Below are 26,994 nucleotides of genomic sequence, written 5' to 3' on the forward strand. Positions count from 1 at the left end.
TGGAGGGTGTAGGGAAAGTAGCGTGAAGGGTACTCGAGCGAGTACCACTATCGATCGCTGGCAATCAGCTTGTTGTATTCATCGATCAAGCATGCGGCAAACTCAGGATCATTGATATGAAACGGTGATCGCACCACCCGCCGTGACTCGCTGACCAGGAGCGACTCTTCGAGTTCATCAAATAAAACTCGATCGACCTCTGGATTGTAAAACGCTTGCCCTGGGGCATCGAGGGCGGAGACGCCGCCTTCTGGGATGACGACCGTCAATGGCGATGTCGAACGATTGAGCTTGTCCGCGATCCATCTCGCAGATTGGCGATTCTCGTTTTCGTCCGTTCGCATTAACGTGACTTGTTCATTGTGAACATGAAACAAACGCCCTTGATAGCGATCCGGCACTGAATTTCTGGTGCCAAAGTTGACCATGTCCAAAGCGCCGAGGCTTAGCACCAAAGGCAATCTGGCATGCAAAGTTGCTTCGAAACGATGCTCTCCACAAGGAAAGACTCCGCCGGCGATTTGATCAGCCACTTCAGTTGTGGTGATGTCCAAGACACCATCGATCATCCCGGAACCTACGAGACGTTCCATCGCACGACCTCCGGTACCGGTCGCATGGAAAACCAAACAATCGTAGCCACTCATTTCAAACGCTTCACGAACCGAGGTGACACAAGGTGTTGTCACGCCGAACATTGTCATCGCAAGAGTCTGTTTCCTCGCACGTTCAATTCCGTTGCGTCGCACCATACCGACGATGGCGCCGGCCGCGTTGGCGAAGACTGCCTTGGAAACAACATTCAGTCCGGCCACATCCACCACCGAAAACATCATCGTGATATCACTGCAATCGACATAGGGCGCCGTGTTGCCGCTGGCGACCGTTGACACCATCAACTTTGGCAATCCGATTGGCAGCGCTCGCATCGCCTGCGTAATCAAGGATGTTCCCCCGCTGCCCCCCAGACCAATGACGCCGGCAACGCGGCCTTGCTCCCATTCGTCAACGAGGTAGTCCCGCAGCGAGGCTGACATCACTTTGATCGCTTCACCGCGATCTCCTTGCGGTAATCGTCGACTCCCCAACAAAGTGGCTCGATCGACATCGGGCGATACCGTGGGATCTGACATCGTCCCGACATCGAGGGTGCGTACCAACACCCCCGCGTCACGAATCAACTGCGCAACGAAATCTAACTCGATGCCTTTAGTATCCATCGTCGCAATGGCGTAGATCGCAGGTTCCATCAACTGTCCTTTCAGTCTTGGATTTGAATGTTGCAGGGCTCGGCACCGGGGACAACAGATCGGGCCAACAGAACGAAAGACTCAGCCCGAGTTATACACCAATCGCAACCCAAGAATCGCCAATCCTGATGTGCGTCATTGCTCGGTCGGAAAGTGCGTTGGTGCGCAGTGCTGATCGACGGGGGAAAGTCCTCGCGAGAATTACGTACTCTTTGGTCAGTTCACCCTCTCTGCGTGCGCCCGTGCGTTAGTTGCGTTGAACCATTGCGTGGGCAACCTCCGGCAATCTCTTCGATCGTGGCATGAACGCTTCAACCGTTGAAACCGGCACTGGAGTCCGAACGACCCTCCGATGCAGATTTGCCTCCCGTTTTTTGTTTTCTCACATGACCCATTCGTTTGAAAGAACGGCGTCGAAAGACCAGCTGCCAACCTGGACAACCAGCCTGCGATCGCTTGGCGGAAAGTTCGCGATCACGATTTGGGCAGTTGCGCTAAGTGTGATCACTTCACTATTGATGGTTGCTCATTGGGTCGCTTTGCCGAAACCGGAACCCGGTTCAAAACTTTCGCCTGCATTGTTGACTGACATCGCTTCCCGACATAACGAATTGCAGGTGATTCATGTGATCAACCTCGACTGCCCTTGTTCTCGTCGTGTTCTACGTCACCTCCTTGATCGTTCTCCGTCGGCGGACGTCGACGAAAGCATGTTGTTGGTCGGACAGGATCGTCAATGGAAGTCTCAATCCGAAGCGCGAGGCTATCGAACAACACTCGTCAGTCCAGAACAACTGACGGCCGAGTACGGAATCGAATCGAGTCCGCTCCTGCTGGCTTTCCGAACCGATGGCGAGCTCCTGTATTCGGGAGGCTATACGGCTCGCAAACAGGGCCTCGGATACCAGGACGAATCCATCATCGCCTCGCTTCAAAATGGCGAGACGATCGAATCGCTGCCGGTTTACGGCTGTGCGATTTCGCGTGATCTGCAAGACATTGTCGATCCACTGCGACTCAAATACAAACCGGAGTAGTTCACATCATGTTTGCTTCACTTGCCCGCTACATCGTGTTGCCGGCGACGGTTTCCGACTTCGAAGACGCATACCTTGCGCGCATGAATCGGATCTTCGCAATTGTGTTCGCGTTTCACATTCCGGTGTTCGCGACGATCGCCTTTTTCAACGACACCGGGGCGATCGAAGCAACCGTGCTAACAACGCTAGCGGTGCTTGGTCCGTTGACCGCGTTGTGGACCCTCCAGTCCAAACGTGCGATATCGGTCGTCATTGGAATCTCCGCGATGTTCCTTGGCGGCCTATTGGCCCATTTCGGCCAAGGGCCAGTGCAAATCGAAATGCACTTCTATTTCTTTGTGCTGATCGCGTTGTTGGCCGTCTTCGCCAATCCGATGGTAATCATCGCTGCGGCTTTGACCGCGACGACACACCACTTGATGCTTTGGTTTTTCCTGCCGTCAAGCGTTTTCAATTATGACGCCCCATTGTGGGTTGTTGCCGTGCATGCCGCATTTGTCGTGCTGGAATCAGTCGCCGCGATTTTTATCGCGCGCAGTTTCTTCGAGAATGTGATTGGCTTAGAAAAAATCGTCAGTCTACGGACAGCTGAGCTGGAAGCACGCAATCGTGACATGAGCATGATTCTAAATTCGGTTGACCAAGGCTTTTTAACGATTGACCGCCAGGGACGAATCCAAGACGAGCGTTCCCGGGCAGTGACACGACTGCTTGGTAGGTTCGAAACCAAAGCGAAACTATCGGACGTGATCGCCAAGGTAGACGCACAAGCCGCCGAGTGGTTGGCATTCGGACTCGACGAAGTCTTCGACGGAATCATGCCCGTCGAAGTAACCATTGACCAGCTTCCCAAACGGTTAAATCTCACCGGCCAAACGCTGTCGCTGCAATACCACCCAGTCGAAGAAAACGAACTCTCTCACCTAACGATTGTGATCACAGACATCACAGCCGAAGTCGAACGTCAAAAGCTCGAATCGGATAGCCGAGAATTAATTCGGATGCTGGAAGGAATCACGAATGACCGTACGGGCTTCCTTGAATTCTTCCATGAAGCGTCCGAATTGATCGAATGTCTACGCAGTGAATGTCGCGAGGATTTGATCCTGATGAAACGCCGTCTGCACACCCTTAAAGGCAACGCGGCGATCTTTGGACTCGACCGACTTTCAGATGCTTGTCACAAGGTCGAATCGGCAATCGCTGAATTGGACGATATCCCTCAGGGGAAGGTGTGGACCGAACTATTTAGCTGCTGGGCACAGGTTCGGGGGAATTTAAGAAGGCTGATCAGCGACACTGGCAATGAATATCGACTCACCGATCAACAATATAACCAATTACTTTCAGGGCTGCTAAATCGAGAGCCAATTGAAACACTCGCGATGCGTGTCGCCGCATGGAAACTTGAACCGACCGAAACGCGACTTCATCGTGTGTCCAATCAGGCAAAACGGATTGCGAAGCAATTGGGAAAAGGCAACATCGACGTCATCATCCGTGCAGGAAATCTGCGTACGGAGCCAACGCACTGGAGCCCTTTCTGGTCGGCCTTGATCCATGCCATTCGCAACGCAGTCGATCACGGATTGGAAGCAGCCGATGAAAGACGGGTGATGGGAAAAAGCGACAGCGGAACGGTAACTCTGACAACATTGATTGAGGGCAGTGAATTCATTGTCAGCGTCGCCGACGATGGGCGAGGAATCGACTGGCAACAGGTTGCTCAGATCGCCCAAGACCGAAATTTGCCGAATCAATCCGACTCGGATCTGCTCAACGCGGTGTTCGCCAACGGCCTTTCAACGTCCAACTCCATCACTTCAGTAAGCGGACGGGGAATTGGCATGGGGGCACTAAAAGAAGCGACCGAAGCGTTGGGAGGGAACATCGAAATCAGCAGCCGAAAAGGCGAAGGGACCGAATACCGTTTCATTTTTCCGCTTCAATCGATGGCTCCAGAAACGCAGCGTTTACTAGCGTCATACGGACTCGAAGCCGATTTCCAAATCACCGCAGCTTAAACCTGCGAGCGAATTGAAGGATTCCACGACGAAAAGAGATTAGATATGTCACGACCTGCAATCGAAGTGATCGACGAGGAATTCAGCAATGCGATTTCCGAACTATTCGATTTCTATTGTGATTCGGAAATTCAACCGAAAATAATGACGCGCAGAGAATCCGCGGAGCTGCTGCATTGCGAAGCGGACGCTTGCTGTACCAACAAAGAAATGGTGACTTCGTCGATCGGGATTTGCGGTTCCGGTCTCCGTTGTTCCATCGGTCTGCTGACCCATGCCCAAACAATCTCGAAGCTCTGTCAAGGGTCAGCGCAATGCCCGACCGACTGGGCAGGAGAGTTGGCCAACCAGCTTGCCGGTCGCTTCAAGAACCGTATTGCCGCATACGACGTGAGTTGCCAGATGGGCCTTCCCGTCTCCGTTCGCGGATTACAACTCGGGTTCACCACCGGCTGTGATCAACAAACTATCCAAGCCGTCCGTTTGGACTTTGGAGTTGTCATTGTGCTTCTACACGTCAATGTCGATCCAGCGCTGTCGTGGGAACACCACCCTGATTTGGTATCGGCTGATGAGGGAAGTCTGCACTTTTTCTAGTCAGCACTCCCATCGCAGTAAGCCAGAATTCTACGACCACTACTATTCCTAGTTACCCCTATCAGACGCCATGAGTACAAACGTCCTAGTTGTTGATGATTCGGCGACCGTTCGCCAGCAGGTATGTGCAGCGCTGTCCCAAGCGGGATTGACTGTCAGTGAAGCTGTCGATGGCGTGGACGGTGCTGCCAAGATCAAATCTGGAGGCGTCGATTGCGTCGTATGTGATGTCAACATGCCCAATAAGAACGGAATCGAAATGGTGGCTGAAGTCAAAAAAGACGTCAAGTTCGCCAAACTTCCCATCATCATGCTGACCACTGAAGGGGCTAAGGATTTGATCGCGAAAGCGAAAGCGGCCGGCGCATGTGGCTGGATCGTGAAGCCATTCAAAGCCGACATGCTTGTCGCCGCGGTCAAGAAATTGACCAATGCCAACTGAACCACCCACCGTGTCTGCAAGGATAGGAATCCATTCGCAAACCTATGAGATCTCCATCTTGTATCGATACGAAAAGACGAACTAGGTAAATCATGTTCGGTTTTTCAAAACTCACCGCGACGTTCGGTCAAGTTAGATTTTGTCGAAGAGTCACTGCGCGAATCATCAAAGATTTGACGAAGATGCGTTCGACCACCGAGGACGCTGCGCTAAACATCGGACAACTTGTCATCGCGATTGTAGAGACCGCCACCTCCGGCAATGACGAACTGCGGTCCTCGCTGGCGAAATTTGTGCGCACCGAGCCCGATCCCAAACACGCTCGTGACGACGATCAAGACGTCGATTCATCCGACAAGAATCAACGCACCATCGCCGAGGCGATCGAACACCAATCCGAGATGATCGAGTCGCTAGTGACTCGCGTCGAAAGCTGCTTTTCACAGCAACTTGATCTCGTCCGCATGGCCAATCAAACGTCCAGGCGAATCCATGACGCGGCAAAGCAAACCGCGCACTTGATGAAGAAAAGCCAAGTCCTCGCGTTCAACGTACAAATCGAAGCGAGTCGACTTGGGGGCGAGCACGGACGGGCATTCGCGATTTTGGGCGAAGAAATGAAATCCTTCAGCGAATGTGTCGAAGAAGCCAACCACACGATCGCCGAATCGGTTGCTGAGTTTGTCGAAGGTATGCCGCTGCTCGAATCCGAAACGGTCGCCATCGCACAATCTCTTTCGGAGTTTTCCGAAGAGTTTCGGGCAGAGATGACAGACGTTCGACGTGAGACGCAATCGATCTCGACCCTACTCAGCCGCGTCTTGGAAACAACCGAAACACGCAACAACGAAATTTTGCAACGGTCACGCGAAACCCTTTCCTACCTCCAGTTCCAAGACCCCGTCGCTCAGGGACTCAAACGCGCCGAACACGACATCGAAAAACTCCTCGCACTGTTCGAAAATCGCGAGGTCATCGACTCTTGTCTCGCAGACATTAGCGAAGAAGTCGGCCATGACGGACAAGAAGAAGAACACGTCGAAGCCGGTGAAGTGGTCCTGTTCTAATTTTGGTTGGGCCTAGCCGACCGCAGGTACAACCAGCTTGCCATCGATCAACTCATACTGCTGATCCATTGCCGTCGCGAGCGTTTCGCTGTGCGTCACGCAGATTAAGATCGCACCGTTTTCTTTTTGCAACTGTTGCAAAACTTCGGTCACCGCTTCGGCCGTTTTGCGATCCAGATTCCCGGTCGGTTCGTCTGCCAGAATCAATGCCGGGCTCATCAGCAACGCCCTCGCGATCGCCACGCGTTCTCGTTCACCGCCCGAGAGCATTCCCGGCAGGTGGTCGACCCGCTGTGACAATCCGACCGCATCGAGCAGCTCCCGAGCCCGCTCAATCAAGGGCTCTGTCGCACGTCCCCCGGCAAGCGTGGGCACCAAAACGTTTTCCATGACCGAAAGGTGCGGCAACAGATGGTGGTCTTGGAAAATAAAGCCGATCTTTTGGTTCCGCCAGTGCGCTATCGCTTGATCATCAAGCTGGAAGGGGTCTTCACCATCCACGGTGTATGCTCCGCCCTCGGGACGGTCCAAAGCACCTAGAATCTGAAGCAACGTACTCTTGCCACTTCCGCTCGGGCCGACAATCGCCAATGACTGCCCGCCCGAGACTTCCATACAAACGTCACGCAGCACGTGCAACGGTTCACCCGCCGATTGGAAGGTCTTTCGAAGATGTTCGACTCGTAGCGTCGTCATGGATTTGCAATCGATGGAGGATATTGGCAACAACACAGCTTAACCGATCGAACACCCACGTTCGAGCAGGCCAACCGACGTACTCTTGTGACCGCTCAATGCTTCGCAATGCTGGTCGGTGCGAATATTTCTTTGCCACGTCACGACTTCAAGACGCAGGAACTGTAAACTCGTTGGGAACCTTCCCCCCTTGATTGCCTCCCCTGAAACGACCGATGAAGCAAACGGACATTCGCATCACTCGTGTGACAATTGACTTCGAACACTATGACTATCGGACGGTGATGAAGTTTGGTGGGGTCGAGGTCGACCAGGCAACCATTTTGAATGTTCATATCGACGTCGTTTCACGCGAAGGAAAAACAGGGCGTGGGTTTGGATCGATGCCACTGTCGAACATTTGGGCCTATCCGTCCCAAACTCGCAGTCACGACGAAACGCTAGGCTCGATGACGACGCTTGCCAACCAGTTCGCGCAACTGGCTAGCGACCACGATGACTTTGGGCATCCCGTCGATCTGGGAGTCCAACTCGAACATCGCTTTCTCGAAAACGCGACGGCATTATCAAATCGGGAGAACCTTGATCCGCCGATACCAAAGCTGGCCGCGCTCGTCACTGGCAGCCCTTTCGACGCAGCGATCCACGACGCATACGGCAAACTGCATGGTGTGAACTGCTACCAAACCTATGGTCCCGAGTGGATGACACATGATGCGGGACACTACCTCGGTGAAGACTATCGTGGTGAATGGATCTCCAATTCGGTTAGCGAAACGGCCAAACCTTCGATGCCACTTTACCACCTCGTCGGCGCTCTCGACCCGCTCGACGAAATGGAGCTGACCACGCCGACGGATGACGGATTGCCAAACACGCTGGCCCAGTGGATTCGGCATAACGGCTTGACTCATATGAAGATCAAACTAAATGGCGACGATGTGAACTGGGATGTTCAACGTGTTGTCAAAGTCGATCGGATCGCGTCAGAAGTCCAGTCCGAACGCGGCATCGATACATGGCACTATTCACTGGACTTTAACGAGCGTTGCCCGAATGTCGATTACTTGATCGAAGTCCTGGAACGAATCAAAGCGGCATCGCCCCAAGGATTTGATCGAATTCAATACGTCGAACAACCGACCGCGCGTGACTTGCAAGCCCATCCGGACAACAAAATGCATCGCGCCGCGGCAATCAAACCGGTCGTGATTGATGAATCACTGACGGACCTGGAAACGCTACTGCTCGCCCGTGACATGGGATACACCGGGGCAGCTTTGAAAGCCTGCAAAGGGCAAACCCAATCGCTATTGATGGCTGTCGCAATCAAGAAGCTCGGCATGTTTTTGTGTGTCCAAGACCTCACTTGTCCCGGCGCATCATTGATCCATTCGGCTGGCCTAGCCGCGCACATTCCCGGTGTTGCCGCGATCGAAGCCAATTCCAGACAGTACTGCCCGGCAGCGAACCGTGGCTGGGAACAACGATTTCCGGGCATCTTTTCGGTCCGTGACGGTTCGATGGACACCAGATGTTTGGACGGGTTGGGTCTGTCTGCCTGCTGAGGCCGCCAGGGCAACGGGCTGACGTACAGAGCTGAAAGCGTTTTCGTTGCCCCCTTCTTTTCTGGCGCACCGCCTGGACTTTCTTGGCGAATTGCCTGGGCGATCCGTGCCCAGTCCTCAAAGGCCTCCCTCGATTGCCTGAATCGTTACAACCCAAAAAAATCACACCGGTGAGTCCCCTCGCTAGGCCCGGTCCCATTTTTTCCGGAAGGGTTTCCGGACACTCTACCAGGGGTGTCCTATCACTTTCTTACTCAACGAGATTCGCCGCCGTTAACGACAGGGACGAATCCGAAGGAGGCCATTTGTAAAGAAGAATCACTTGCTCGTGGGAGGCCCGTTGTGGCTGACAAATTCATCTATTTCCCCAAGAAGTCCCGCAAGGGATTTTCGCTTGTCGAGTTGTCAGTTGTTGTGATCATCATCGGCGTGCTCGCGGCATTCGGCGTTCCTCGCCTGCTGCAGAGCGTCGAACGCAGTAAAGCGTCGGAATCGTTCAAATACCTTGCCAGTGTTCGCGCGGCACAAGAACGCTACCAAGCACGCCAAGGAACCTATGCGTCTGATCTGACTGAATTGGACATGGAACAAGCCCCGCCGAAATACTTTAGCGTTGGATCTGTCGGTGCAGGTTCCACCGGCACCCTCGAAGACTCATGGACGTTGACACTCACCCGTTCCGGCGCAAGCTCTGGGTATGGCGCCTACACCGTCACGTTTACCGAAGACGGCTACGACTCGGCAACGAGTACGATCGACACCGAAATCAACCCGCAGAGTACTTGATCGCGAGTTGGACAGGGCATCACGCCCGATTTGATTGGTCTTGGGCGGTACCACTGTTTTGTGGGCCGCCCAATTTCGTATCCGGCAAACGGCTTTGTAGCGAGATTGCAATCGATGGGCCACCTTCTTTCAAAATCGAACCCCATTGCCATCGGAGTTCTCTTTGGACGCCAGCACTTGTATGGCTGCCGGCTCAAAGACGGAGTCTGGGGGAAAGCCAAAACTGCGGCAGCGAACGTTTCGTTGCATCAAAAAGATCTTTCCGCCGCATTTTCAGAGCTGTTGGTCGGCCTTGAAATCGAATCGCCTTCTGCCGTCCAAGTCTTCGCCGCAATCCCGACTAGCGAGTGTTACTTCGCGACTCGACCGGTCAATAGTGGTGGCGGCAACGCAAGCCCAAGGACACTGCTTCGAGAATCGCTACGAAGCACAACTGCCAAACTGGATCAGCTATCGATCGATGTCTTGAATTGGCAAGCGGACCGCAGGCCTTTGGTAAGCATCGTCGCCGTGTCCAATGATCGCGTTGGTGAAATTTCTGCGGCGATGCAGCGATGCGGCGTCCAACTGCGCTGCCTACGTCCGGCGGCGTCGGTTTTGATTTGCGCCGCCGACAGCGCCAGAAATGATCGTAGCGATCGCATCGCGACCCGAATCTTCCTGGGGGAAAACAGCGTGCTGGGTGTAATGACGAAAGGCGTTCGCCCTATTCATTGGCAAAGCATTCCGCTGCCACCAGGCGACGAAGCACGAGGCATCGTTTCAATCGTCCGTTCGATCGAAGCAGGGCACCGTGCATGTGGTGTCGAGCAACCTCCAGAAACGGTTCTGATTTACGGTCGCAAGGAACTGCAATCGCTCAATGACCAACAATGGCTCGCCCAGAATTTGCCGAATGGCTACTCATGGTTCGATACGCCATCAATGCAGGCCCCGAACATCGCACGGTCATGTATCGAAGGTCGACGGGACAACGACCCATCCGAATTCAATTTCATTCGTCAGACCGAACCAGCGACACGTTTGATCAAGCTGATCCCATACCAAGAGGTCTTCGTTTACCTCGCGGCCGTTTGCCTCGTGGCGTTCGTTCTTGTCAAAAGATTGGGGCATCATCGTTCCGAGCGACGAGAGATCGCCGCCAGCCTGGCAGTGCTGGATGACAAGCTGTCACTGAACAACAACGAGAGGGTAAACCCTCGGCAAATACGTGATCAATTGAACGCGCGTGCGTCTGCTGTAAGCCAATTTCTTGAAAAACGAATTCGTTGGAGCCCATTGCTCGCGGAAATCGCCTCGGCACTTCCGCATGGAACGCGTCTGACAGAAGTCCGCGGCACCGCAATGATGCCGCAAAAGCGGAAACGTGAAGTCCGAGAAACACCGACCAAGCTAGTCTTAAATGCCGAATGCGTTCTTGCCTCCGACGGGCAACTTCCTGAGTCGGTGACAGAGCTTTCCGATGTGATCGCAAACCTTCAAAGCGTCCGCGAATCCTTTCGTAGCGTCGAAATGACTGACATCCGTCGTACACATTCACAAACCACCGGCGTCGAGGGGACGCAATTTTCAATCGTATTAACTTCGGATCCTACGAAGGGTTGATCACGTCCGCACCATGGAACAAGTAAGAAAACAAAGCGACTGGCGAAACGATTTGCGACAATTGTCGCGCTCGCTACGCGACCCGTTGAGAATGCGGTTGGCGATCGCGTTGGTGACGCTGTTTCTGATGTGTCTTGTGGTTTACGATCCGCTGCAAAACCACATCCGTGACACACAACGCGAAACCACTCTGCTCCGTGACCAAGGCGAATTGCGGCAAGAAGTCGAACTGCTTCAAACTGCGTTAAAGCCGCTCGAATCTGCCATCGTTGAAGAACCAGGCAATGATGTCGTCAACAGCCAACTGATCGAACTTTTTCGCGACCTGCCCGTTGAGATCCAACACCTCAATGCGGATCCACCGCAACGTCTCGGGACGCTTTACACGGTTCGGGTCGCAATCGATCTCGCCGGCACCTACGCAGAACTCAGCCAGGCGGTATTTCAGCTGGAATCACAACCTCAATTGGTTCGAGTCGAAACAATCCATATTCAGCCGAACAATCGCGGCGGCGATCGACCACAGATGCAGCTTTCCCTTCGCGTCTTGAAGGAGCAAGCGTAGCGATGAAAGCTCGATCGATCACACCAATCGCGAGAATGCTTATGGTCACGGTAGCAGGCTTCGCAGGCTACCTCAGCTTGCCACCGGAAGAACCGTTGAATCTCGACGACGATATCGTTCGTGCGAAAGCGGTCCGCTGGAAGCCGAACGCGATCGAGCCACTCCGCGAACCGATTCCTTGTGAACGCGATCCTTTCGAAGAGGTTCTCGTCGTGACCGAGACTGGCGAAAAGACCAGTGGCGAAAGCGAACCCTCAAGTCTCGACAGACCGCTATTGGCAACTCGTAGCGAGGCCAAGTCGAGTTTGAAAATGCCAAGTACCTCACAAATTCGCGAGGCCGTCTCGCTGGACGGTATCGGCACAACAGCTTCACAGTCGTGGGGCATTCTCAATGGTCGAGTCCATCAACTCGGCGATGCAATTTCCATCCCAGGCTGGTCCCACATTGCGGGCACCCTGACAAAGATCAATCACGATTCGGTCGTCATCTCGATCGGTGATCAAAATCACCTAGTACACACTCACAACATTCCACCTGACCTCACGCTTCAATAGATCCGCAGCAACAACGATCTGTCATCGCGAACATTTGGAAAAGGGGCACTCCAAATCATGAAAGCGGCAAAGAACATGTCAACGGCGACACTACCTTCCAACCGAAATCCGCTGATCATTCAGCTACTCGATCGTATCGAGTCGCTGGATCCTGAACGCTTGGAAGAGTTGTGGCAATCGGTTGGCAAAAGCGAAGCAACCATCGAAGAGCAAATCATTCGTTGTGGGTTGGCCAACGAAACGCAAATCGCGAGTTGCTACTCAGAACACTACTTGGTTCCGTTATTCGACCCGCCGATCAATACTCCGCCGCCGATCGATCCTTCGATCGCGTCGATCCTTCCCAACCGACTTTGCCGTGACCATTTGATCGCACCACTGAACGATGATGGCAACGTGTTGGAGGTCGCCGTCTTTTCGCCGGATTCATTGTTACTTGCGGACGAAGTCAAGCTGTTGACCGGTCGCCAAATGCGTCCGATGTTTGCACCGCTTTCGGTGATTGAACGACTTCTCAATTTGCTGTACGAGGAAGGAGGCTGGAACGCTTCTCTGCCGACGACGTCATCCCCCAGTTTCGAAGAAGTCGAGGAAATTGAAGAACTCGACGACGAAGAAGCAGCCGAAGCCACCGAGATCATTCACCTTGACCAAGCCCCACCGCCGGGCCGAGATGGCAGAATCATTCGCTATGTCAACGGGATTTTTGAACAAGCTCTTTCCTACGGCGCCAGCGACATTCACATCGAACCCTATGAGGACGCGTGTCGCGTGCGGTTGCGCGTCGATGGCATCCTATCCGAAATTTCGCCCCCACCGACGTCACTACTTAGCAGCGTGATCAGCCGCCTCAAAGTATTGAGCAAGATGGACATCGCGGAGCGTCGGTTGCCACAAGACGGCGCGATTGCACTTCGCTCGGGCGAGAAACGCGTCGACATGCGCGTCAACACCTGCCCAACGGTGTATGGCGAAAAAGTCGTGATGCGTGTACTCGACAAGAATGCGTTGCCACATGACCTGACGAAGCTTGGCTTGGATCGACGCCAACACAAAGATCTGGTCGAAGCGATCCAAAGTTCGCACGGTTTAATGCTTGTTACCGGTCCGACCGGGAGCGGGAAAAGTACGACACTCTATTCGTGCTTGAACGCACTAAACGATAGCGAAACGAATATCTGTACGGTGGAAGATCCTGTCGAATTCAAGTTCGAAGGAATCAACCAAGTTCAAACACGCTCCAAGGTTGGTCTGACTTTTGCCAGCGCGTTACGTGCATTTCTTCGCCAAGACCCCGATGTGATTATGGTCGGCGAAGTCCGCGATACGGAAACCGCCGAAATTTGTATGCGAGCGGCACTCACGGGGCACTTCGTATTTTCCACCTTGCATACCAATGACGCGCTCAGCAGCGTGACTCGCCTGCAAGACATGGGAATTGAACCGTTCCTGCTTGCCAATACGTTGCGTCTGCTTGTTGCCCAACGTCTGATTCGTCGACTTTGTGACGAGTGCAAAATCCCGTATCACCTCGATCAAGAAACCAGCAAGCGGTACCACATTCCGCGTGACGTTCCAGTCTTTCGTGCCGTGGGTTGCGAGCGCTGTCGACAAACCGGTTATCGAGGCCGCGTTGCTGTCTTCGAAGTGATCCGCATTAACCAGCAACTCAAAGACATGATCCAGTCCGGTGAATCGGTCGGGAACATGAAACGTTTGGCTGCGAAAAGCGGTATGAAATCGCTAGCCCAAAGCGCATTAGTGAAAGTCGTTGACGGGATGACGAGTCTCGAAGAGGCGATCGGCCTCTGCAGTGATCCTTAATCCAAACTCTTTACCATACCACCATCTCATCATGTCTCTCGATCGTTGGTTCCTAAAACGGGCGCGGACCGCCTCGCAAAAACACCGACGAGCCAACCTCGACGACAAGATGACCTTTTTCCAACAGTTAGGATCGCTGTTGTCGTCGGGAACACCGTTGCTGCAAGCGATCCGGCTTGCGGCGGCACAAAACCAAAGCGTGACCCTCTCACAGGCAATGGACGACGTCGCCGACCGTGTCGCATCAGGCACTCGGCTTCATATCGCGATGCAATCGTCCAGCGATCTGTTTCCGATGCATTGGAACGCGATGATTGCGACCGGCGAGGCAACTGGCAAATTGGATGAAGTGCTTGCCGATCTGAACCAACAGATTCGCGAATTGGCCGACACGCGCCGCAAGGTCGTCGGGGCGATGATCTACCCCTGCGTTTTGATCTTCGTTGCCGTATTAGTCGTTCTGGCAATGCTGTGGTTCGTCGTACCAACGTTTGGCGAAATGTTCGATGAAATGGGTGCCAAACTCCCCGGCGTGACACTGTTCGTGCTGGAGATTAGCGACACCTTAGCCACCTACGGTTTGTATGCGTTCGGCGTCCTCGTGTTTTCCGTTTGGGCGCTCCGTCGCTGGTTGAAAACGGGACCGGGACGGCACTACGCGACTAGTCTGTTGGTGGCGATTCCCATCGTTGGCGATCTTGTCATTCAGTCGTCGATGTACCGCTTTGCGTCCAATCTCGCGTTGATGTTGCGCAGCGGCGTTCCGATGCTGGAAACAATGCAGACGGTTGCCGATCTCTTTGCCGCGCAGCCACCGTTCCGTGAAGCGATTTTGGATGCCCGTAATCGTCTCGCCGCCGGCCGCAGCCTTGCCGACGGTTTGCAAGAATCCGGACTGTTTACCACGATGATGATCAACGCGGTTCGTGTCGGCGAAGAGTCAGCTCAACTGGGCAAAGTCATGGAGGAGATCGCGCCGTACTATCGCGAAAAGTCGCAAGCCTTTGTAACGCGAGTTACCAAGCTGACCGAACCGATCATCATCATGGTGATGGGCGGAATTATCAGCGTGGTCATGCTGGCCATCTATATTCCAATGTTCGAAATGGCGGGGAATGTCCATTGATCCCTCGTCGATACAGTTCCTTTCTGAGTCGCCGATACGTTCGCGCGTTTTCGTTGATCGAAGTCGTTGTCACGATGACCATTTTAGCGGTGTTACTGGCGTTCACCGCACCAAGCGTCATGCACACGATGGAACAGTCACATGCAGATCTAGCCATCGCCAATCTTCGATCGATCGCAAGCGCACAACGCTTCTACTGGCTGGATCACCGAAGCTACGCCAACGACATCAGCGACTTGGTCGACGCGGATCTGCTAAGCGAAGATCTTCTTCAGGGCTCAGGACGATACGATTTTTCGATCCGCATGGCCGATCAAGAGAGTTTTTCGATCCGAGCGACACGTCGCAATCTTCAAAGGGGCGGTTCGTCCGGCAGTTCCGGTGTTTGGCACGGAAGCTTCGGCATTGACGAGACCGGAAAAGTCACCGGCGAGGTCGCTCGATCCTCCGGCAACTGGCTAGGAAAGCCACTAACGTTGACGCCAGGGGTGTAATCACCATGACTGGCTCGCAACTTCCGCTACACCGCAGGACTTCGCAAAGGTCACGTCTGGCTGCAACCTATCTTGAAGTGCAGGTTGCGATGGTCTTGTTGGCAATCGCAACCAGTGGTCTGTTTAGCCTCTCAGTGGTGGCCACGCGTCAAAGTGTTCGACTGCAAAACACTTTGCCACCATCGCAAACGATCTCCATCAACCCGAATTCGCTGGGAGAGCCTGCCGAAGCAGCTTGGGCGAGAAAGTTAGGTGTGTTCGCGGATCTTGAAGTCGATGAGCGAAGGATCGCGAAAATGCCAACCCCTTTCCAAGCCGGTTTCGATCGAGTCGTCGACAATAGTGGACCGAATTTCTATTCGCACCATGCCCAAGACAGTCAGCCTTGGCAAACGCAGAGCAACGTACCAGACAGTTTTGGAAACACCATCACGCGACTCTCTGCGGATCAATCGCACGGATCGTTCGCTGCCTACGTTTTTTCAAATGTACCTGATGGCGAATATGAACTGCTTCTGCACGTCCCAAGATCACCCGACTTTGGCGTGGCCGTACGGCACCGTGTCTATTTCGCAGGATCGTTTGCCGACACAATTGATGTCGATCAAACGGTCGATACCCGTGACACCGAAATCGACGGACTCTATTGGCAGCGATTGGGCGTGTACCACGTGCGGGGATCGATGATTGCGGTCCAAGTCATCGACACACCTGGCTCCGGCCCAACGATTGTGTGTGACGCGGTGCGTCTGCGCTCACGGCGGTCGTTTGACATTGTGGCCCCGCCGATCCAGTCGTCCGATGGAAGCGTCTCCGTGACGGTGGAGCTGAACTGATGCGGCGACGCGGGACCAGCTTACTTGAAGTCACTATCGCAACCGGACTAGTCGCGATGCTGGCGGTCGTGTCCGCTTCGATCTCCGTGGATTTGTCACGGGGAATGAGCGAAAACATTGCCCGCACACGATTGGCCACGGAAGCTCGCTTGACAGTCGAATCACTTCGACGTGACCTTTCCGGCTGTGATCCGGACCAGCCGCTGGGAGAACGGAGTGTTGGAACACTGGTTGGGATCGAATCGACCAATCGCACGACCCTTCGACTATGTTTTGACGGCGATCAAAACAACCGAGCCGATTGGATGCCGCCAGACCGTGTCATCGTTTACGAATCGGAGCAAGAACTCTTAATCCGTTCCGATCCATTCGGGTCGCATTCGAATGTGTTGACACACTCCGTTCAAGCGTGGCAAGTTGATGACCAAGGCGATCACGTACAGCTTTTGCTCACCCTAGGCCTGGGGCGATTCACCGAAACGTATACCTTCGATACCTCAAAGCCTTCGCAATGAAACGCTCTACAAGACGCGGGTACGCATTACTGGTGGTGATGATCTTGATTCTGACATCAAGTGCTCTGGCAGCGGTTCACTCGCGTTACTTAACCACCGCGTTGCAAATCGAACAAGCACGGATCAAGCGAGAAGCATTCGTCCATGGTCCGGTAAGCGTTTTGGCAATCGCGTGCCAACGGCTGGAAACTGGTGACCCGCCAGCAACATCGTTTGATTTCCGATTTGATGCTGACATCGATAACTCGAATCGAATTTATCGAGTCACGTATCAGCGTTTAAATGCTAGTCAGTGGACAGTTTCGGCACGCGAAGATGCTGACGCGCTGTCGCTGCCGCCCCTGCCGAAGTCATTCTGAATGATTGGTCGCCGCATCGAGTGGCGAGGAATCTTTGCGTGACAACAACAATGACTTCAATGGAGTGCCAAACGAGTAGTAGCAGAACGCGATCGGCAAGACCATCCAGTGGATAAAGATCGCGACCACCACGACAAACAATGCCTGACCGATCTGATGCAGCGACCGCTTCCCGCGAGCATACTGGGCGACCAAGTGTGGATATTGGAATCGGGACACCATCAGGTATGCTAACACACCCGCCAGTGTTGGAATCACATAGTGCGATGCGATCAACATCTTCTCGGCAACCCATTGCAGGTGCTCTGAATAGCTCGCTTCTTCGGCGATACTTTTAAGCTCCGGCATTGCCAACGCGAAGGCGGCCAACGTCCCGGCGGCCGCCGGGCTGGGTAGCCCTTCAAAGGTTTCGTGGGTGTCGTCTTCGCCGGTTTCGACGTTAAACCGAGCCAAGCGAATCAAGACGCAAAGCGTAAACAGCACGCCACAGGCCCACAAAAATCGCTGGGGTAACGCATCACTGATCCGCCAAATGATCACCGCCGGGGCGGTGCCGAACGTGACAGCATCACAAAGACTGTCGAGCTGGGCACCGAATTCGGTTTCCTGCCCTGTCATTCGGGCCGCCGAGCCGTCGAGTGCGTCGAACAACATTCCGCCGAAGATCAGCAATCCCGACGCGAACAATTTCTGCTCCAGCGGCAGGCCGAGCTCAGGTCCGCTGACGGCGACCGCGATCGACGCTAGCCCGCACATCCCGTTACCGAGTGTCAACATTGTCGGCAGCACCGCCAACATCAGCTTCCGACGGCGGCGACGTTTTTGGCGTCGAAAGTCTTTTGCCGACAACGGAGGGCCTTCGCCGTCTTCGAGCTCTTGTTCTTCGTCAGGGATGGGACGCAATTCGCCTTTCAGTTCACTCATCGCCCAACCTTTGTCGTTGGCATCATCACAGACCTACTGCTGTGGTTCGGTTTCAATCAATCAAATACGCTGCAAGCATCGCTGCAACCGGCACGCCAGAATCCCCGACTTTCAAGAAATCTGGCTGGCATATCGCTTGGACGGTAAGAGCCTGTCAGCTCGGAATGTCCACGTTGTCCCATTCTGCATTTTCGAAGCAGGTCAACCAGTTTAGCGAATGCTGCCTCTCGGCAATGACGCCGCCCTCGATTCCGGATGGCGGATCGACCGATTGAACCGTTGCTTGACGCGCCGCCCAAAGCAATCGGTAATTCAAATCCATCGCGTCAAGGATTTGGTCGACCGGTCGCAATTTTGCACCCGCGACAAATTCTCGCGCCGACACCGACATCATCAATGTCGCTGCCGCAGGAACGTCACAAATCACATCTGGGAAAGGCAGCGACGGTGTCATTCCCAGCACCCATTGGAGCGTGGCCAATGATTCGTAACGCCAACCGGCCGCCGAAATGTCTTCTTCTGCAGGAGAATCATCACTGATGAACTGCTGTTCCCAAGGCGTGAGGGCTTGGAACGCCAGCGGTTGTTTCTGACGCAACGCCTCTTCCGAAATCGGATTCCCGCTTGCCAACGATTCGGCGCGGACCGCCACCACGAACAGTGCCAGCGCCCGCCAAGCGACGTCATCAGCAGCTCGCAAGTGAACTTCATTCAGCCCAACTACCGGCGGCAACGCATCCGGCGTGTCGATTTGGCGGTTGCGTAGTTCTTGCTCATTCTGTGCCTTACGTTGCCGAGCGTCCTGCGGGTATGGCAACTGCGCACTCGGGTCGGGCTGCATCGTTTCCCGTTCAACCAAGACCGCACCGTTGGGATCACGAATGTTGCCATCGGGCAAAAATAGAATCGCGTTCGCATTCCAAGCCCAAGGCGCGATCGCTTCCAAGAATTCCGCTTCGACATCGAAGGTCAGGATCACATTGGTCCGTTGCAAGTGACGACAAACGCCGTACACCGATTGGCTGATCTCGCCGCCCGATTTCTCGAAAATCTGCGTGACCATCTCGATCAAATGCTGATCGAAACCCGGCGTTGAAAGATCGCGACGTTGCTCCGGCTGATGCGGAAAGTCCGGCCATGCGGCGTCGCGGTTGGTGCAGTAGGCGAATACTTTGACGGGCATCTTAACCCAACAGTTCGGCGCCGAGTTCACTCTTGCATTTGCCGATCACGGCCTGCACGAGTGCGTCCGCTTCGTCGCCACTCAGCGTCGCGTCGTCGCGTTGCAATTGGACCGTCATCAAGATGCGTTTCTTGTCATTGCCATCGCGTTCGGCATCGCGATACGTTTCGCGATAGGTCACCGCCTTCAATTGATCGCCGACTGCCGAGCGAACGATCGATTCCAAATCATTCCAGCGAACCGATTCTTTCATGACGAAGTTCAAATCGCGTTCGACCGACGGATACATACTCACCGATTGTTGCTGAGGCACCAGCTGAGCATGGTCCATCAGCGTCGACATCGATAGTTCACAGACGACAACATTGCCGGGCAACTTCCATTGCTTCAGCGTTTTAGGATCGACAACACCCAAGTACCCCAAGCAATCATCGCCCAGGGTCAATTCAACGACTTGGCCTTCGACAAAGCCTTTGATTGGCTTTGGTTTGACACCGAATGATTGTCCGATGCCCATCGATTGGCAAAGTGTTTCGACAGCGCCTTTGACCACGAAGAAGTTCTCGCCGGACACTATGCCGACACTGTAGTGCTCCTCTGGCAATCCCTCGGCGGCTTGATCGGGAAGATAAACGTGAGCCATTTCGAACAGGTTGGCTTCGATTGATGCCGATGCCCAGTTGTTCGCGCGAGCTTCTAACAAGCTGGGCAGCAACGACCGCCGAATCGTCTTGGCACCTTTCAGCATCGCGGTCTGCGTGACAAGCGCAGGCCGCTCGGTCCACACCGAGAGCGCGTCATCAAGCACCTTGCGAACAACACTTGGCGTCATCGCTTCGCTGTACCCGGAGGCCGTCAACGTATGGCGGATCTTTTCGGCCGCCACATCGAATGGACGCTTGCTACTCGGCGCCACCGGGATCGGGCTGTCTTCCGGGATCTTTTCATACCCGTGAACCCGAGCAACTTCTTCAATCAAGTCGGCTTCGCGTGACAGGTCATGACGCCAAGTCGGCGGTACGAATGAGCCTTCGTCGCTGCCAATTTTGATTTTCGTTTCACAGCCCAGCGCGTTCAAGATTCGCGTTGTCTCGTCAGCAGAGACCTTGATCCCAAGGATTCGCTCGATCTGCGACAAACGAAGTACAACCGGCGGGTTGGGCTGGACGTCTGGAGCGGTGTCGATGAGACCTTCGGCGACACTGCCGCCTGCGATGTCAACAATTAACTCACACACACGTCGGCTGGCCCAATCGAGTCCGACGGGGTCGACGCGACGCTCGAAGCGATACGACGAAGGGCTGTGCAGCTTCAAAGCACGTGCGGAACGGCGAACAAAAAGCGGCGTGAAAATGGCTGCTTCGATCACGAGGTCTGTCGTCGACTCAGTCACCTCCGAATCCGCGCCACCCATCACGCCAGCGACAGCACAAGCATGATTGGCATCGGCGATCACACAGGTCGACTCGTCCAATTCGTACTCACGGTGGTCAATCGCCGTGATCGTTTCCTTGGGCTGACCAGGACGGACGACGATCTGCTGCCCTGCGAGTTTCGCATAATCGAACGCGTGCAGCGGCTGGCCGCATTCCATCATCACGTAGTTAGTCGCGTCGACGATGTTATTGACGCTTTGTGGCAATTCGACCTTTTGGTCTTTGTTGCGACGCCAAAATACTGAACGCAACGCTTCGACCAACCAATCAGGGCTGGGGCCGACCTTGACGCCCTGAATCACTCGAGCGGTGTAGCGTGGGCAAGCCTCCGCAAAGCGATTGTCGACCTTCAACAACGAATTCACGTCAGTCGCTGAAGTCGACAGCTTCGGATCAGGGACTTTCAAATCCAGATCGAACAACACCGCGATTTCGCGAGCAACGCCGATGTGCCCCAAGCAATCACCGCGGTTGCTGGTGACTTCCAGGTCGATGCAATAGTCGCCTTCGACTAGCGCCGGATTGTCTTTCCACGAGTCGGTCTCCTCGTGGTTGAGTCCGCTGAGACTCAGCCTGGTTTCCAATTCGGTTCGATCCATCGACAAGTCGACGTAGCGGCTGAGCCAGTTCCAGGAAACCAACATTTGAGATCTAAGATCGCTAGTGGAAAGGAGTCATCAAGATCAGCGCAACTGGTTGCGAAGCGAACCGTCGCGCCGAAGGATTTAAAACTGCGACAGGAATCGCATGTCACCGCTGTAAAGGTCGCGGATGTCTTTGATGTCGTGGCGCCGCATGCAAAGCCGTTCGACGCCCAGGCCGAACGCGAACCCGGACACCTTTTCGGGGTCATAGCCGACGGCGCGGAAAACGTTCGGATCAACCATTCCGGCACCACCGAACTCGATCCATTTGCCGTCCCAGTAAAAGTCAACTTCGACACTGGGCTCGGTAAACGGAAAGAACGAGGGGCGGAAGCGGATCTCGACGTCGCCACCGAGGTAGTTCGTCGCGAAGATCCGTAGCACCGTTTTCAGGTTGGCCATCGTCACGTTGGTGTCAACGTACAACCCTTCCATCTGGTGGAACATCGGAAAGTGCGTGGCGTCGGGCGCATCGGGACGATAGACGCGTCCCAACGAGATCACGCGGATCGGCGGCTGCTTGTTTTCCATCACACGGATCTGCACCGTGCTGGTTTGACTGCGCAGCAACCGTGTGCCTTCCACATTTTGACGCTCGGCTCCCGATGCGGCTGTCGCTAGATAAAAGTTATCCAGCGGGTCACGTGCCGGGTGGTCTTCGGGAATATTGAGCGCGACAAAGTTATGGTGCGGGTCCTCGACCTCGGGACCTTCGGCCGCTTCAAACCCCATCCGCCCCATGATCTCCATCAAGTGATTGATGGTTTGTGTGATTGGGTGGACGTGACCAATGCTCGGCCGGATCCCTGGCAGCGTGGGATCAAAGGTCGGATCACCCGACTGATCGTCGCCGCCTTTTAAACGTTTTTGTGCCTGCTCGACGGCATCTTCGATTGCTCGTTTGACCTCGTTCAGCTTCATTCCGGCGGACTTGCGATCCTCCGGAGCGACAACACCCATTTGCTTTTGGATGTCTTTGAGGGCGCCTTTCTTTTGGCCGACGTATTTGACTCGCGCGGCCTCAAAGGTCTCTGCGTCAGCTACACCTTCGAGGGTGCCAAGGGCTTCAGACTGAAGAGAATCGAGTGCCGATAGAAAGTCTTTGAGAGACATGGGTCACTAGAGTTTGAACGCGAAGACGTTGGGGATCGGGGCGTACGTTCAGGGAACGCGTGCAGCAGAATAGAACATCCCTTGCAACAACGCACCCCGGCATCGCTTTCATCGCGGCCGGCTGGTGAGAGGCACCTCGATCACAAAGTGGCGAAACGTATTCGCCACAAATTGAGATGCAACCAAGCCTGAAATCGTTCGCGAGAACGAGGGAACAGGACTGGGCGTGCGGTCGTCGATGAACTGGTCGTCACCGATTCCTTCACGCCCAGGATAAAGTCAGCTTGCTGCCGATTAAGCGGCGGCCAGAGCTTCTTTGACTTTGTCGACAACAGCCTTGAAACCGTCGGCGTCGTGAATCGCCATTTCCGACAAGGTCTTGCGGTCCATTTCGATACCCGCTTTCTTCAGACCGAAGATGAACTCGCTGTAGCGAATGTCGTGCATACGGCATGCAGCGTTCAGACGGGTGATCCACAGGCGGCGGAATTCACGCTTTTTGACACGACGGTCACGAAAAGCGTACACGCCACTTCGCAGCAACGTTTCTTTGACGGTACGGGTAAGTTTACCGCGTCCACCACGATAGCCTTTTGCACGTTTGAAAAGACGTTTCTTCGATTGCCGACGAGCGGCACCGTTAGTTGCACGCATCGGTGCATTCCTTCAGATTTGTATTGGAATCAGGCCCCAACTGTTCGCCAAACGCGTTCAGCTGATGTTCGATCGCCCATCCAATTGGGGAAAACTTGTTTGATTTAAGGCAGCTTAGTAGCTGTTGCCATTCAATGCAGCGTGAATGGTCTTTTCCATGCAGGTGTCCAGAGCAGTCGTTCCGCGCAAGTTGCGGCGACGTTTTTTGCTCAGACCACATGCCAAGTGGCTGGTTCCGCTTTGGCGGTGCATTGCTTTGCCTTTAGCGGTCAACCGAAATCGTTTCTTCGTACCCTTGTGGGTCTTGATCTTAGTTCCCATCGTTCCATTAGTGGGTGTACAGGAAAATGTGAGCTATTGCTAGCAAACACCGCGAGATTCGCTGTCTCGTGAGGGATCGCGAAGCGTATCAACTGTCTCGGCGATTCGGAAGAGGTTCCGCTGTCCAATTGGCAATAAATTCGCCTGCGCAGCGAATTTGATCGGATTTACCAACTGGCGACTCTGCTTTCCTTGGCTGCCGCCGACGCGGGGACGCACTGAACCGCCCAAAGTGACGGCCCGGACTTTTCTCCTCACAAGGCGATACTGAACGCTGCGAATTCAGAACTTCACATCACAGGTGATTTTCACCTGGCGGAGCTGCAACGTGTCGATGATTTGATTGTCAGCTAGCGCATTGGTAATCACCACCAGCCAATCCTCTTCGGTACACCAACCTTTGACCAGCAATTGCCCCAGTGCGTTTTGGATGGTGATTTCGGGGTTCTCGTCAAATTCCATCAGAAACGGCTCGACGCCCCAGGGCAGCATCAGTTGATGGAACGTCGACGGGACATCGGTGAAGGCATAGATCGGCACATTCTGCGCCCGCATCGCTCCCAGCACGTATGCCAAAAATCCACTCCGCGTGAACACGACCACGCCTGACTTGCCAAGCTCTTTGGCGAGTTTGACGCTCGAACGGAGCATCTTCGACTTGGGCGTGTGCAGTTCGATGCGGTCGTTGATGTGGCCGGCGACGGAGGGCTCGATGCTGTGACAGATATTTTTAAGGACGTCGACCGATTCGAGCGGGTAAGCGCCTGTCGTGGTTTCCCCCGACAGCATGATCGCATCAGCCTGCTCGCGGATAGCGTTTGAAACGTCGGAGATTTCTGCGCGGGTCGGCATCGGCGACGTCACCATCGACTCGAGCAGGTGCGTCGCGATGATGACCGGCTTACCGTGTGCTTGGCAGGACTGCACCAACTCTGACTGGACGAGCGGCAGCTTGTGGTACTCGATTTCGATACCGAGATCGCCGCGGGCAACCATCACGGCGTCGGTTTCCATGATGATTTCATGCATGTTCCGCACACCCGCCTGATCTTCTATTTTGGCGATAATGCGAGCTTTGCATCCAATCGATTTCAAGTATTCGCGGAGCGTGCGAATGTCAGCGGCTTGCCGTACGAACGACAATGCGACGAAGTCGATCCCGGCTTCGACTCCTGCCTGCAGATCTCGTTCGTCTTTTTTAGTCAGCGCTGGCAGGTTGATCAGCGTACCGGGCAAATTGATGTGTCGCCGCGATCCCATCGGTCCGGGCGTCTTGACCTCAAGCAGGATCGTTGACTCGGTTTTCGACAGCACCTCGGTTCGAATCAAACCGCTATCGATCAATACGGTGGTCCCCACGCGAACGTCTTTTGGCAGATCGGGATAGTTGACGCTCACCCGGTGAATGCCGTCGTCCTTTTGTTCGAAATCACCGGTGTGCAATTCCAAGTGATCCCCCACGCAGAGGTCGATCGTTTTCTCGACGGGCCCGGTTCTAACCTCGGGGCCTTTGACGTCCATCATCACGGCAACATGGCGACCGATTTTTTGCGAGACTGCCCGGATTCGCCCAATCGTTTCGGCAACCCATTCGCCGGTACCGTGCGCCATGTTCAGTCGAACGATATCGACACCGGCTTCGATCAGCTTCGTCAGCTTGTCCTCGGACTCGGTGGCGGGGCCGATCGTTGCGATGATCTTGGTGTGGCGATAGCCACTCGATGCGTCTTGCATTGGGGTTCCTGCGGAGCGTGCTGAGGGGCCAATCAGGCCAACCACCAATTTCGCGTCTCCGGGAACAATGGCAAGACGATTGTTCATTAGGTCGTTGATCATTCCACTACCGCTTCAATTGGCGCACCATTTCCTCATTCGGACGTCACACCCCCACGAAACACTGCCTTTCACCCCCTTGTCGTATCTCGGACATCAAGGCGACCGCATTGCCCCCTATCCGGTGACAGGGAACGACGATCGCGTCTGTTGATGCTCGACCCGACGTCGCTCGCCCTGCTTAGCACCGGACAGCCCACGCTGATAAACGGTGATAACCAGACCGCTGGTGGTCAGCAAAAAGATCTGGACCATGGGAATGATGGTCATGTTGTGAAACATGGCATTCGGAAGGTAGGCCGCCAAGGTTGCGAGACTGAACAACCCCAACTGCCGGGCCTCCAGCGGCAAGCCCCCGTTGTGGGCGAGCTGCCAACCATAGACCGCTGTCATCCCCAAAATCGCCAGATACAGTCCCAGCCCGATTAGGCCTGAATCGACCAGGAATGCCAAAAACGCATTGTGGTGACTGTAAGGGCGCGCCATTTCAAGCGGCAAACCGAGCTCACGAATGCTGTGGTAACTGGTATGACGCTGGAGGTACTGCCCGTATCCATGACCGGTCAGCGGCTTGTCTTTGAACATTTCCCATGCAACAGCCGCTAGCAGCGGACGTAGCTCGACGCTTTTGGCTGCGTCTTCAGCTGACAACGCTTTGTCGCGTTTGAACGACATGATTTGCTCTTTCAGTCCCATCGACATGGCGACGGCCAGCAAGGCGACCGAAGCAATGCCCATCACGCGCATCCACCGAGGGCTGAAGACAAATCCGACAGCCACCACTGCACCAACAATTCCTAGCCAACAACTGCGTGTCAACGTTGCATAACAGCCCAAAAACAAAATGACTCCGAGCGCCGCGTACACCGCGCGTGCTTGGCGATCCGCTTTGACAAACAGCGCCGAAACCGAAGCCATTGCGATCGCGATGATTAACCCATTGCCCGCCGGGTTCAACAAAGGGCCACGACCACGGCCTAAAAACATCCAGACCTTCGGATCCAAGGTGTGCTTTGGATAGACAAGCGAATGAAAGCCTTTGACTTCACAAACTGCGGTCACCGATAGGTACAAACCCAGCACAATGATTCCCCGCATCAGCAGCTTGAAATCGGCTGACGAAAACGGGGTGATGCGGGCAAGTCCATAAACGATGGCGGGCACCAAGATATAAAACAGCCACCGCGCGGTCGGGTCGACAATTGTTTCGGCGATGTTGTATCCGCGACTGCTCCAGTAGATATAAACGACCAGAGCGGCAACACAGACGTCGACACGGTTTAGCGAAGGCAACGTGATCGCGCCCGTCCACCAATGGAACGCCGCCACGCCGATCGTAATCGCGAGCAACAGCCGATCGAGACTGATCTGGATCGGCCCGTCGAATGCGAAAAATGGAGGCCCGAAAATCGTTCCGACCCACAGCAGACCCAGGAGCATGTGAACCATCTGCACGTATCTGGCTAGCGGGATGCACCAGACGGCAAAGGCAAACGCGAATAGAAGAGCCAGGAACGACATAAGAAGCTTCGCTC

General features: G+C 54.6%; 26 protein-coding genes. 16 read left to right on the forward strand and 10 right to left on the reverse strand.

What is annotated here, in order from left to right; all coding sequences use genetic code 11:
* Positions 1-47: 47 nt before the first annotated feature.
* A complete protein-coding gene (locus CGZ80_RS24555) occupies positions 48-1,250 on the reverse strand; it encodes a Tm-1-like ATP-binding domain-containing protein (protein ID WP_094418332.1) in 1,203 nt (400 codons plus the stop codon).
* Positions 1,251-1,636: 386 nt separating this feature from the next.
* On the opposite strand from CGZ80_RS24555, the gene CGZ80_RS24560 reads away from it, so the two are divergent.
* The 5 genes from CGZ80_RS24560 to CGZ80_RS24580 all read left to right on the forward strand — a co-directional run bounded on the left by CGZ80_RS24560 (position 1,637) and on the right by CGZ80_RS24580 (position 6,420).
* Positions 1,637-2,287 carry a hypothetical protein gene (locus tag CGZ80_RS24560; protein WP_094418333.1) on the forward strand — a complete coding sequence of 217 codons (651 nt, stop codon included), beginning with the start codon at positions 1,637-1,639 and terminating at the stop codon, positions 2,285-2,287.
* A gap of 8 nt (positions 2,288-2,295) precedes the next feature.
* Positions 2,296-4,314, forward strand: coding sequence for an ATP-binding protein (locus CGZ80_RS24565; protein WP_094418334.1), 2,019 nt, complete (start codon positions 2,296-2,298; stop codon positions 4,312-4,314).
* Between the two features lie 45 nt (positions 4,315-4,359).
* On the forward strand, positions 4,360-4,911 hold the full coding sequence (locus CGZ80_RS24570; protein ID WP_094418335.1) for a hypothetical protein: 552 nt from the start codon (positions 4,360-4,362) through the stop codon (positions 4,909-4,911).
* Positions 4,912-4,981: 70 nt separating this feature from the next.
* Positions 4,982-5,353, forward strand: coding sequence for a response regulator (locus CGZ80_RS24575; protein WP_094418336.1), 372 nt, complete (start codon positions 4,982-4,984; stop codon positions 5,351-5,353).
* 182 nt (positions 5,354-5,535) lie between these two features.
* Entirely contained in the window at positions 5,536-6,420 is an 885-nt protein-coding gene (locus tag CGZ80_RS24580; RefSeq protein WP_143544133.1) for a methyl-accepting chemotaxis protein, read from the forward strand.
* Positions 6,421-6,432: 12 nt separating this feature from the next.
* Here CGZ80_RS24580 and CGZ80_RS24585 read toward each other — a convergent pair whose 3' ends face one another.
* Positions 6,433-7,116, reverse strand: coding sequence for an ABC transporter ATP-binding protein (locus tag CGZ80_RS24585; RefSeq protein ID WP_094418338.1), 684 nt, complete (start codon positions 7,114-7,116; stop codon positions 6,433-6,435).
* Between the two features lie 215 nt (positions 7,117-7,331).
* Between CGZ80_RS24585 and CGZ80_RS24590 the strand changes: the two genes are divergently transcribed.
* The 11 genes from CGZ80_RS24590 to CGZ80_RS24640 all read left to right on the forward strand — a co-directional run bounded on the left by CGZ80_RS24590 (position 7,332) and on the right by CGZ80_RS24640 (position 17,351).
* On the forward strand, positions 7,332-8,684 hold the full coding sequence (locus tag CGZ80_RS24590; protein WP_094418339.1) for an enolase C-terminal domain-like protein: 1,353 nt from the start codon (positions 7,332-7,334) through the stop codon (positions 8,682-8,684).
* Between the two features lie 342 nt (positions 8,685-9,026).
* Complete coding sequence (locus CGZ80_RS24595) at positions 9,027-9,470, forward strand: type IV pilin protein (protein ID WP_198953783.1); 444 nt, start codon at positions 9,027-9,029, stop codon at positions 9,468-9,470.
* 114 nt (positions 9,471-9,584) lie between these two features.
* The gene (locus CGZ80_RS24600) at positions 9,585-11,075 is read left to right on the forward strand and encodes a hypothetical protein (RefSeq protein ID WP_143544134.1); all 1,491 of its coding nucleotides are present in this window, start codon (positions 9,585-9,587) and stop codon (positions 11,073-11,075) included.
* Positions 11,076-11,088: 13 nt separating this feature from the next.
* A complete protein-coding gene (locus CGZ80_RS24605; protein ID WP_094418341.1) occupies positions 11,089-11,640 on the forward strand; it encodes a GspMb/PilO family protein in 552 nt (183 codons plus the stop codon).
* 2 nt (positions 11,641-11,642) lie between these two features.
* Positions 11,643-12,197, forward strand: a complete 555-nt coding sequence (locus tag CGZ80_RS24610; RefSeq protein WP_094418342.1) for a hypothetical protein — start codon at positions 11,643-11,645, stop codon at positions 12,195-12,197.
* A gap of 57 nt (positions 12,198-12,254) precedes the next feature.
* Positions 12,255-14,021 carry a GspE/PulE family protein gene (locus CGZ80_RS24615; RefSeq protein ID WP_198953784.1) on the forward strand — a complete coding sequence of 589 codons (1,767 nt, stop codon included), beginning with the start codon at positions 12,255-12,257 and terminating at the stop codon, positions 14,019-14,021.
* A 31-nt stretch (positions 14,022-14,052) separates the two neighbouring features.
* Positions 14,053-15,147, forward strand: a complete 1,095-nt coding sequence (locus CGZ80_RS24620; protein ID WP_094418343.1) for a type II secretion system F family protein — start codon at positions 14,053-14,055, stop codon at positions 15,145-15,147.
* Positions 15,144-15,641: a type IV pilin protein gene (locus CGZ80_RS24625; protein WP_094418344.1), complete on the forward strand. Its 498-nt coding sequence runs from the start codon at positions 15,144-15,146 to the stop codon at positions 15,639-15,641. Before CGZ80_RS24620 ends, CGZ80_RS24625 begins: the two co-directional genes overlap by 4 nt.
* Positions 15,642-15,646: 5 nt before the next feature.
* Positions 15,647-16,477 (forward strand): hypothetical protein, encoded by an 831-nt coding sequence (locus tag CGZ80_RS24630; RefSeq protein WP_143544135.1) that lies wholly within the window; start codon positions 15,647-15,649, stop codon positions 16,475-16,477.
* Positions 16,477-16,992: a hypothetical protein gene (locus CGZ80_RS24635; RefSeq protein WP_094418346.1), complete on the forward strand. Its 516-nt coding sequence runs from the start codon at positions 16,477-16,479 to the stop codon at positions 16,990-16,992. The genes CGZ80_RS24630 and CGZ80_RS24635 overlap by 1 nt, the downstream gene beginning before the upstream one ends.
* The gene (locus CGZ80_RS24640; protein ID WP_143544136.1) at positions 16,989-17,351 is read left to right on the forward strand and encodes a hypothetical protein; all 363 of its coding nucleotides are present in this window, start codon (positions 16,989-16,991) and stop codon (positions 17,349-17,351) included. Before CGZ80_RS24635 ends, CGZ80_RS24640 begins: the two co-directional genes overlap by 4 nt.
* Here CGZ80_RS24640 and pssA read toward each other — a convergent pair.
* The 8 genes from pssA to CGZ80_RS24685 form a co-directional block, all read right to left on the reverse strand.
* Positions 17,343-18,275 (reverse strand): CDP-diacylglycerol--serine O-phosphatidyltransferase, encoded by a 933-nt coding sequence (gene pssA / locus CGZ80_RS24645; RefSeq protein ID WP_094418348.1) that lies wholly within the window; start codon positions 18,273-18,275, stop codon positions 17,343-17,345. The genes CGZ80_RS24640 and pssA overlap by 9 nt on opposite strands.
* Before the next feature lie 154 nt (positions 18,276-18,429).
* Positions 18,430-19,458 (reverse strand): DUF4272 domain-containing protein, encoded by a 1,029-nt coding sequence (locus CGZ80_RS24650; protein ID WP_094418349.1) that lies wholly within the window; start codon positions 19,456-19,458, stop codon positions 18,430-18,432.
* Position 19,459: 1 nt separating this feature from the next.
* Entirely contained in the window at positions 19,460-21,538 is a 2,079-nt protein-coding gene (gene pheT / locus CGZ80_RS24655; RefSeq protein WP_094418350.1) for a phenylalanine--tRNA ligase subunit beta, read from the reverse strand.
* A gap of 81 nt (positions 21,539-21,619) precedes the next feature.
* Positions 21,620-22,651, reverse strand: coding sequence for a phenylalanine--tRNA ligase subunit alpha (pheS, locus tag CGZ80_RS24660; protein WP_094418351.1), 1,032 nt, complete (start codon positions 22,649-22,651; stop codon positions 21,620-21,622).
* A gap of 294 nt (positions 22,652-22,945) precedes the next feature.
* Complete coding sequence (rplT, locus tag CGZ80_RS24665) at positions 22,946-23,305, reverse strand: 50S ribosomal protein L20 (RefSeq protein WP_094418352.1); 360 nt, start codon at positions 23,303-23,305, stop codon at positions 22,946-22,948.
* Positions 23,306-23,419: 114 nt separating this feature from the next.
* Entirely contained in the window at positions 23,420-23,626 is a 207-nt protein-coding gene (rpmI, locus tag CGZ80_RS24670) for a 50S ribosomal protein L35 (protein WP_094418353.1), read from the reverse strand.
* A gap of 282 nt (positions 23,627-23,908) precedes the next feature.
* Positions 23,909-25,462 carry a pyruvate kinase gene (gene pyk, locus CGZ80_RS24680; RefSeq protein ID WP_233148643.1) on the reverse strand — a complete coding sequence of 518 codons (1,554 nt, stop codon included), beginning with the start codon at positions 25,460-25,462 and terminating at the stop codon, positions 23,909-23,911.
* A gap of 114 nt (positions 25,463-25,576) precedes the next feature.
* Positions 25,577-26,908, reverse strand: a complete 1,332-nt coding sequence (locus CGZ80_RS24685; protein WP_158222841.1) for an O-antigen ligase family protein — start codon at positions 26,906-26,908, stop codon at positions 25,577-25,579.
* Between the last annotated feature and the right edge of the window lie 86 nt (positions 26,909-26,994).

This window comes from Rhodopirellula sp. MGV (assembly GCF_002251265.1).
In the GTDB taxonomy this organism is placed as follows: Bacteria; Planctomycetota; Planctomycetia; order Pirellulales; family Pirellulaceae; genus Stieleria; species Stieleria baltica_A.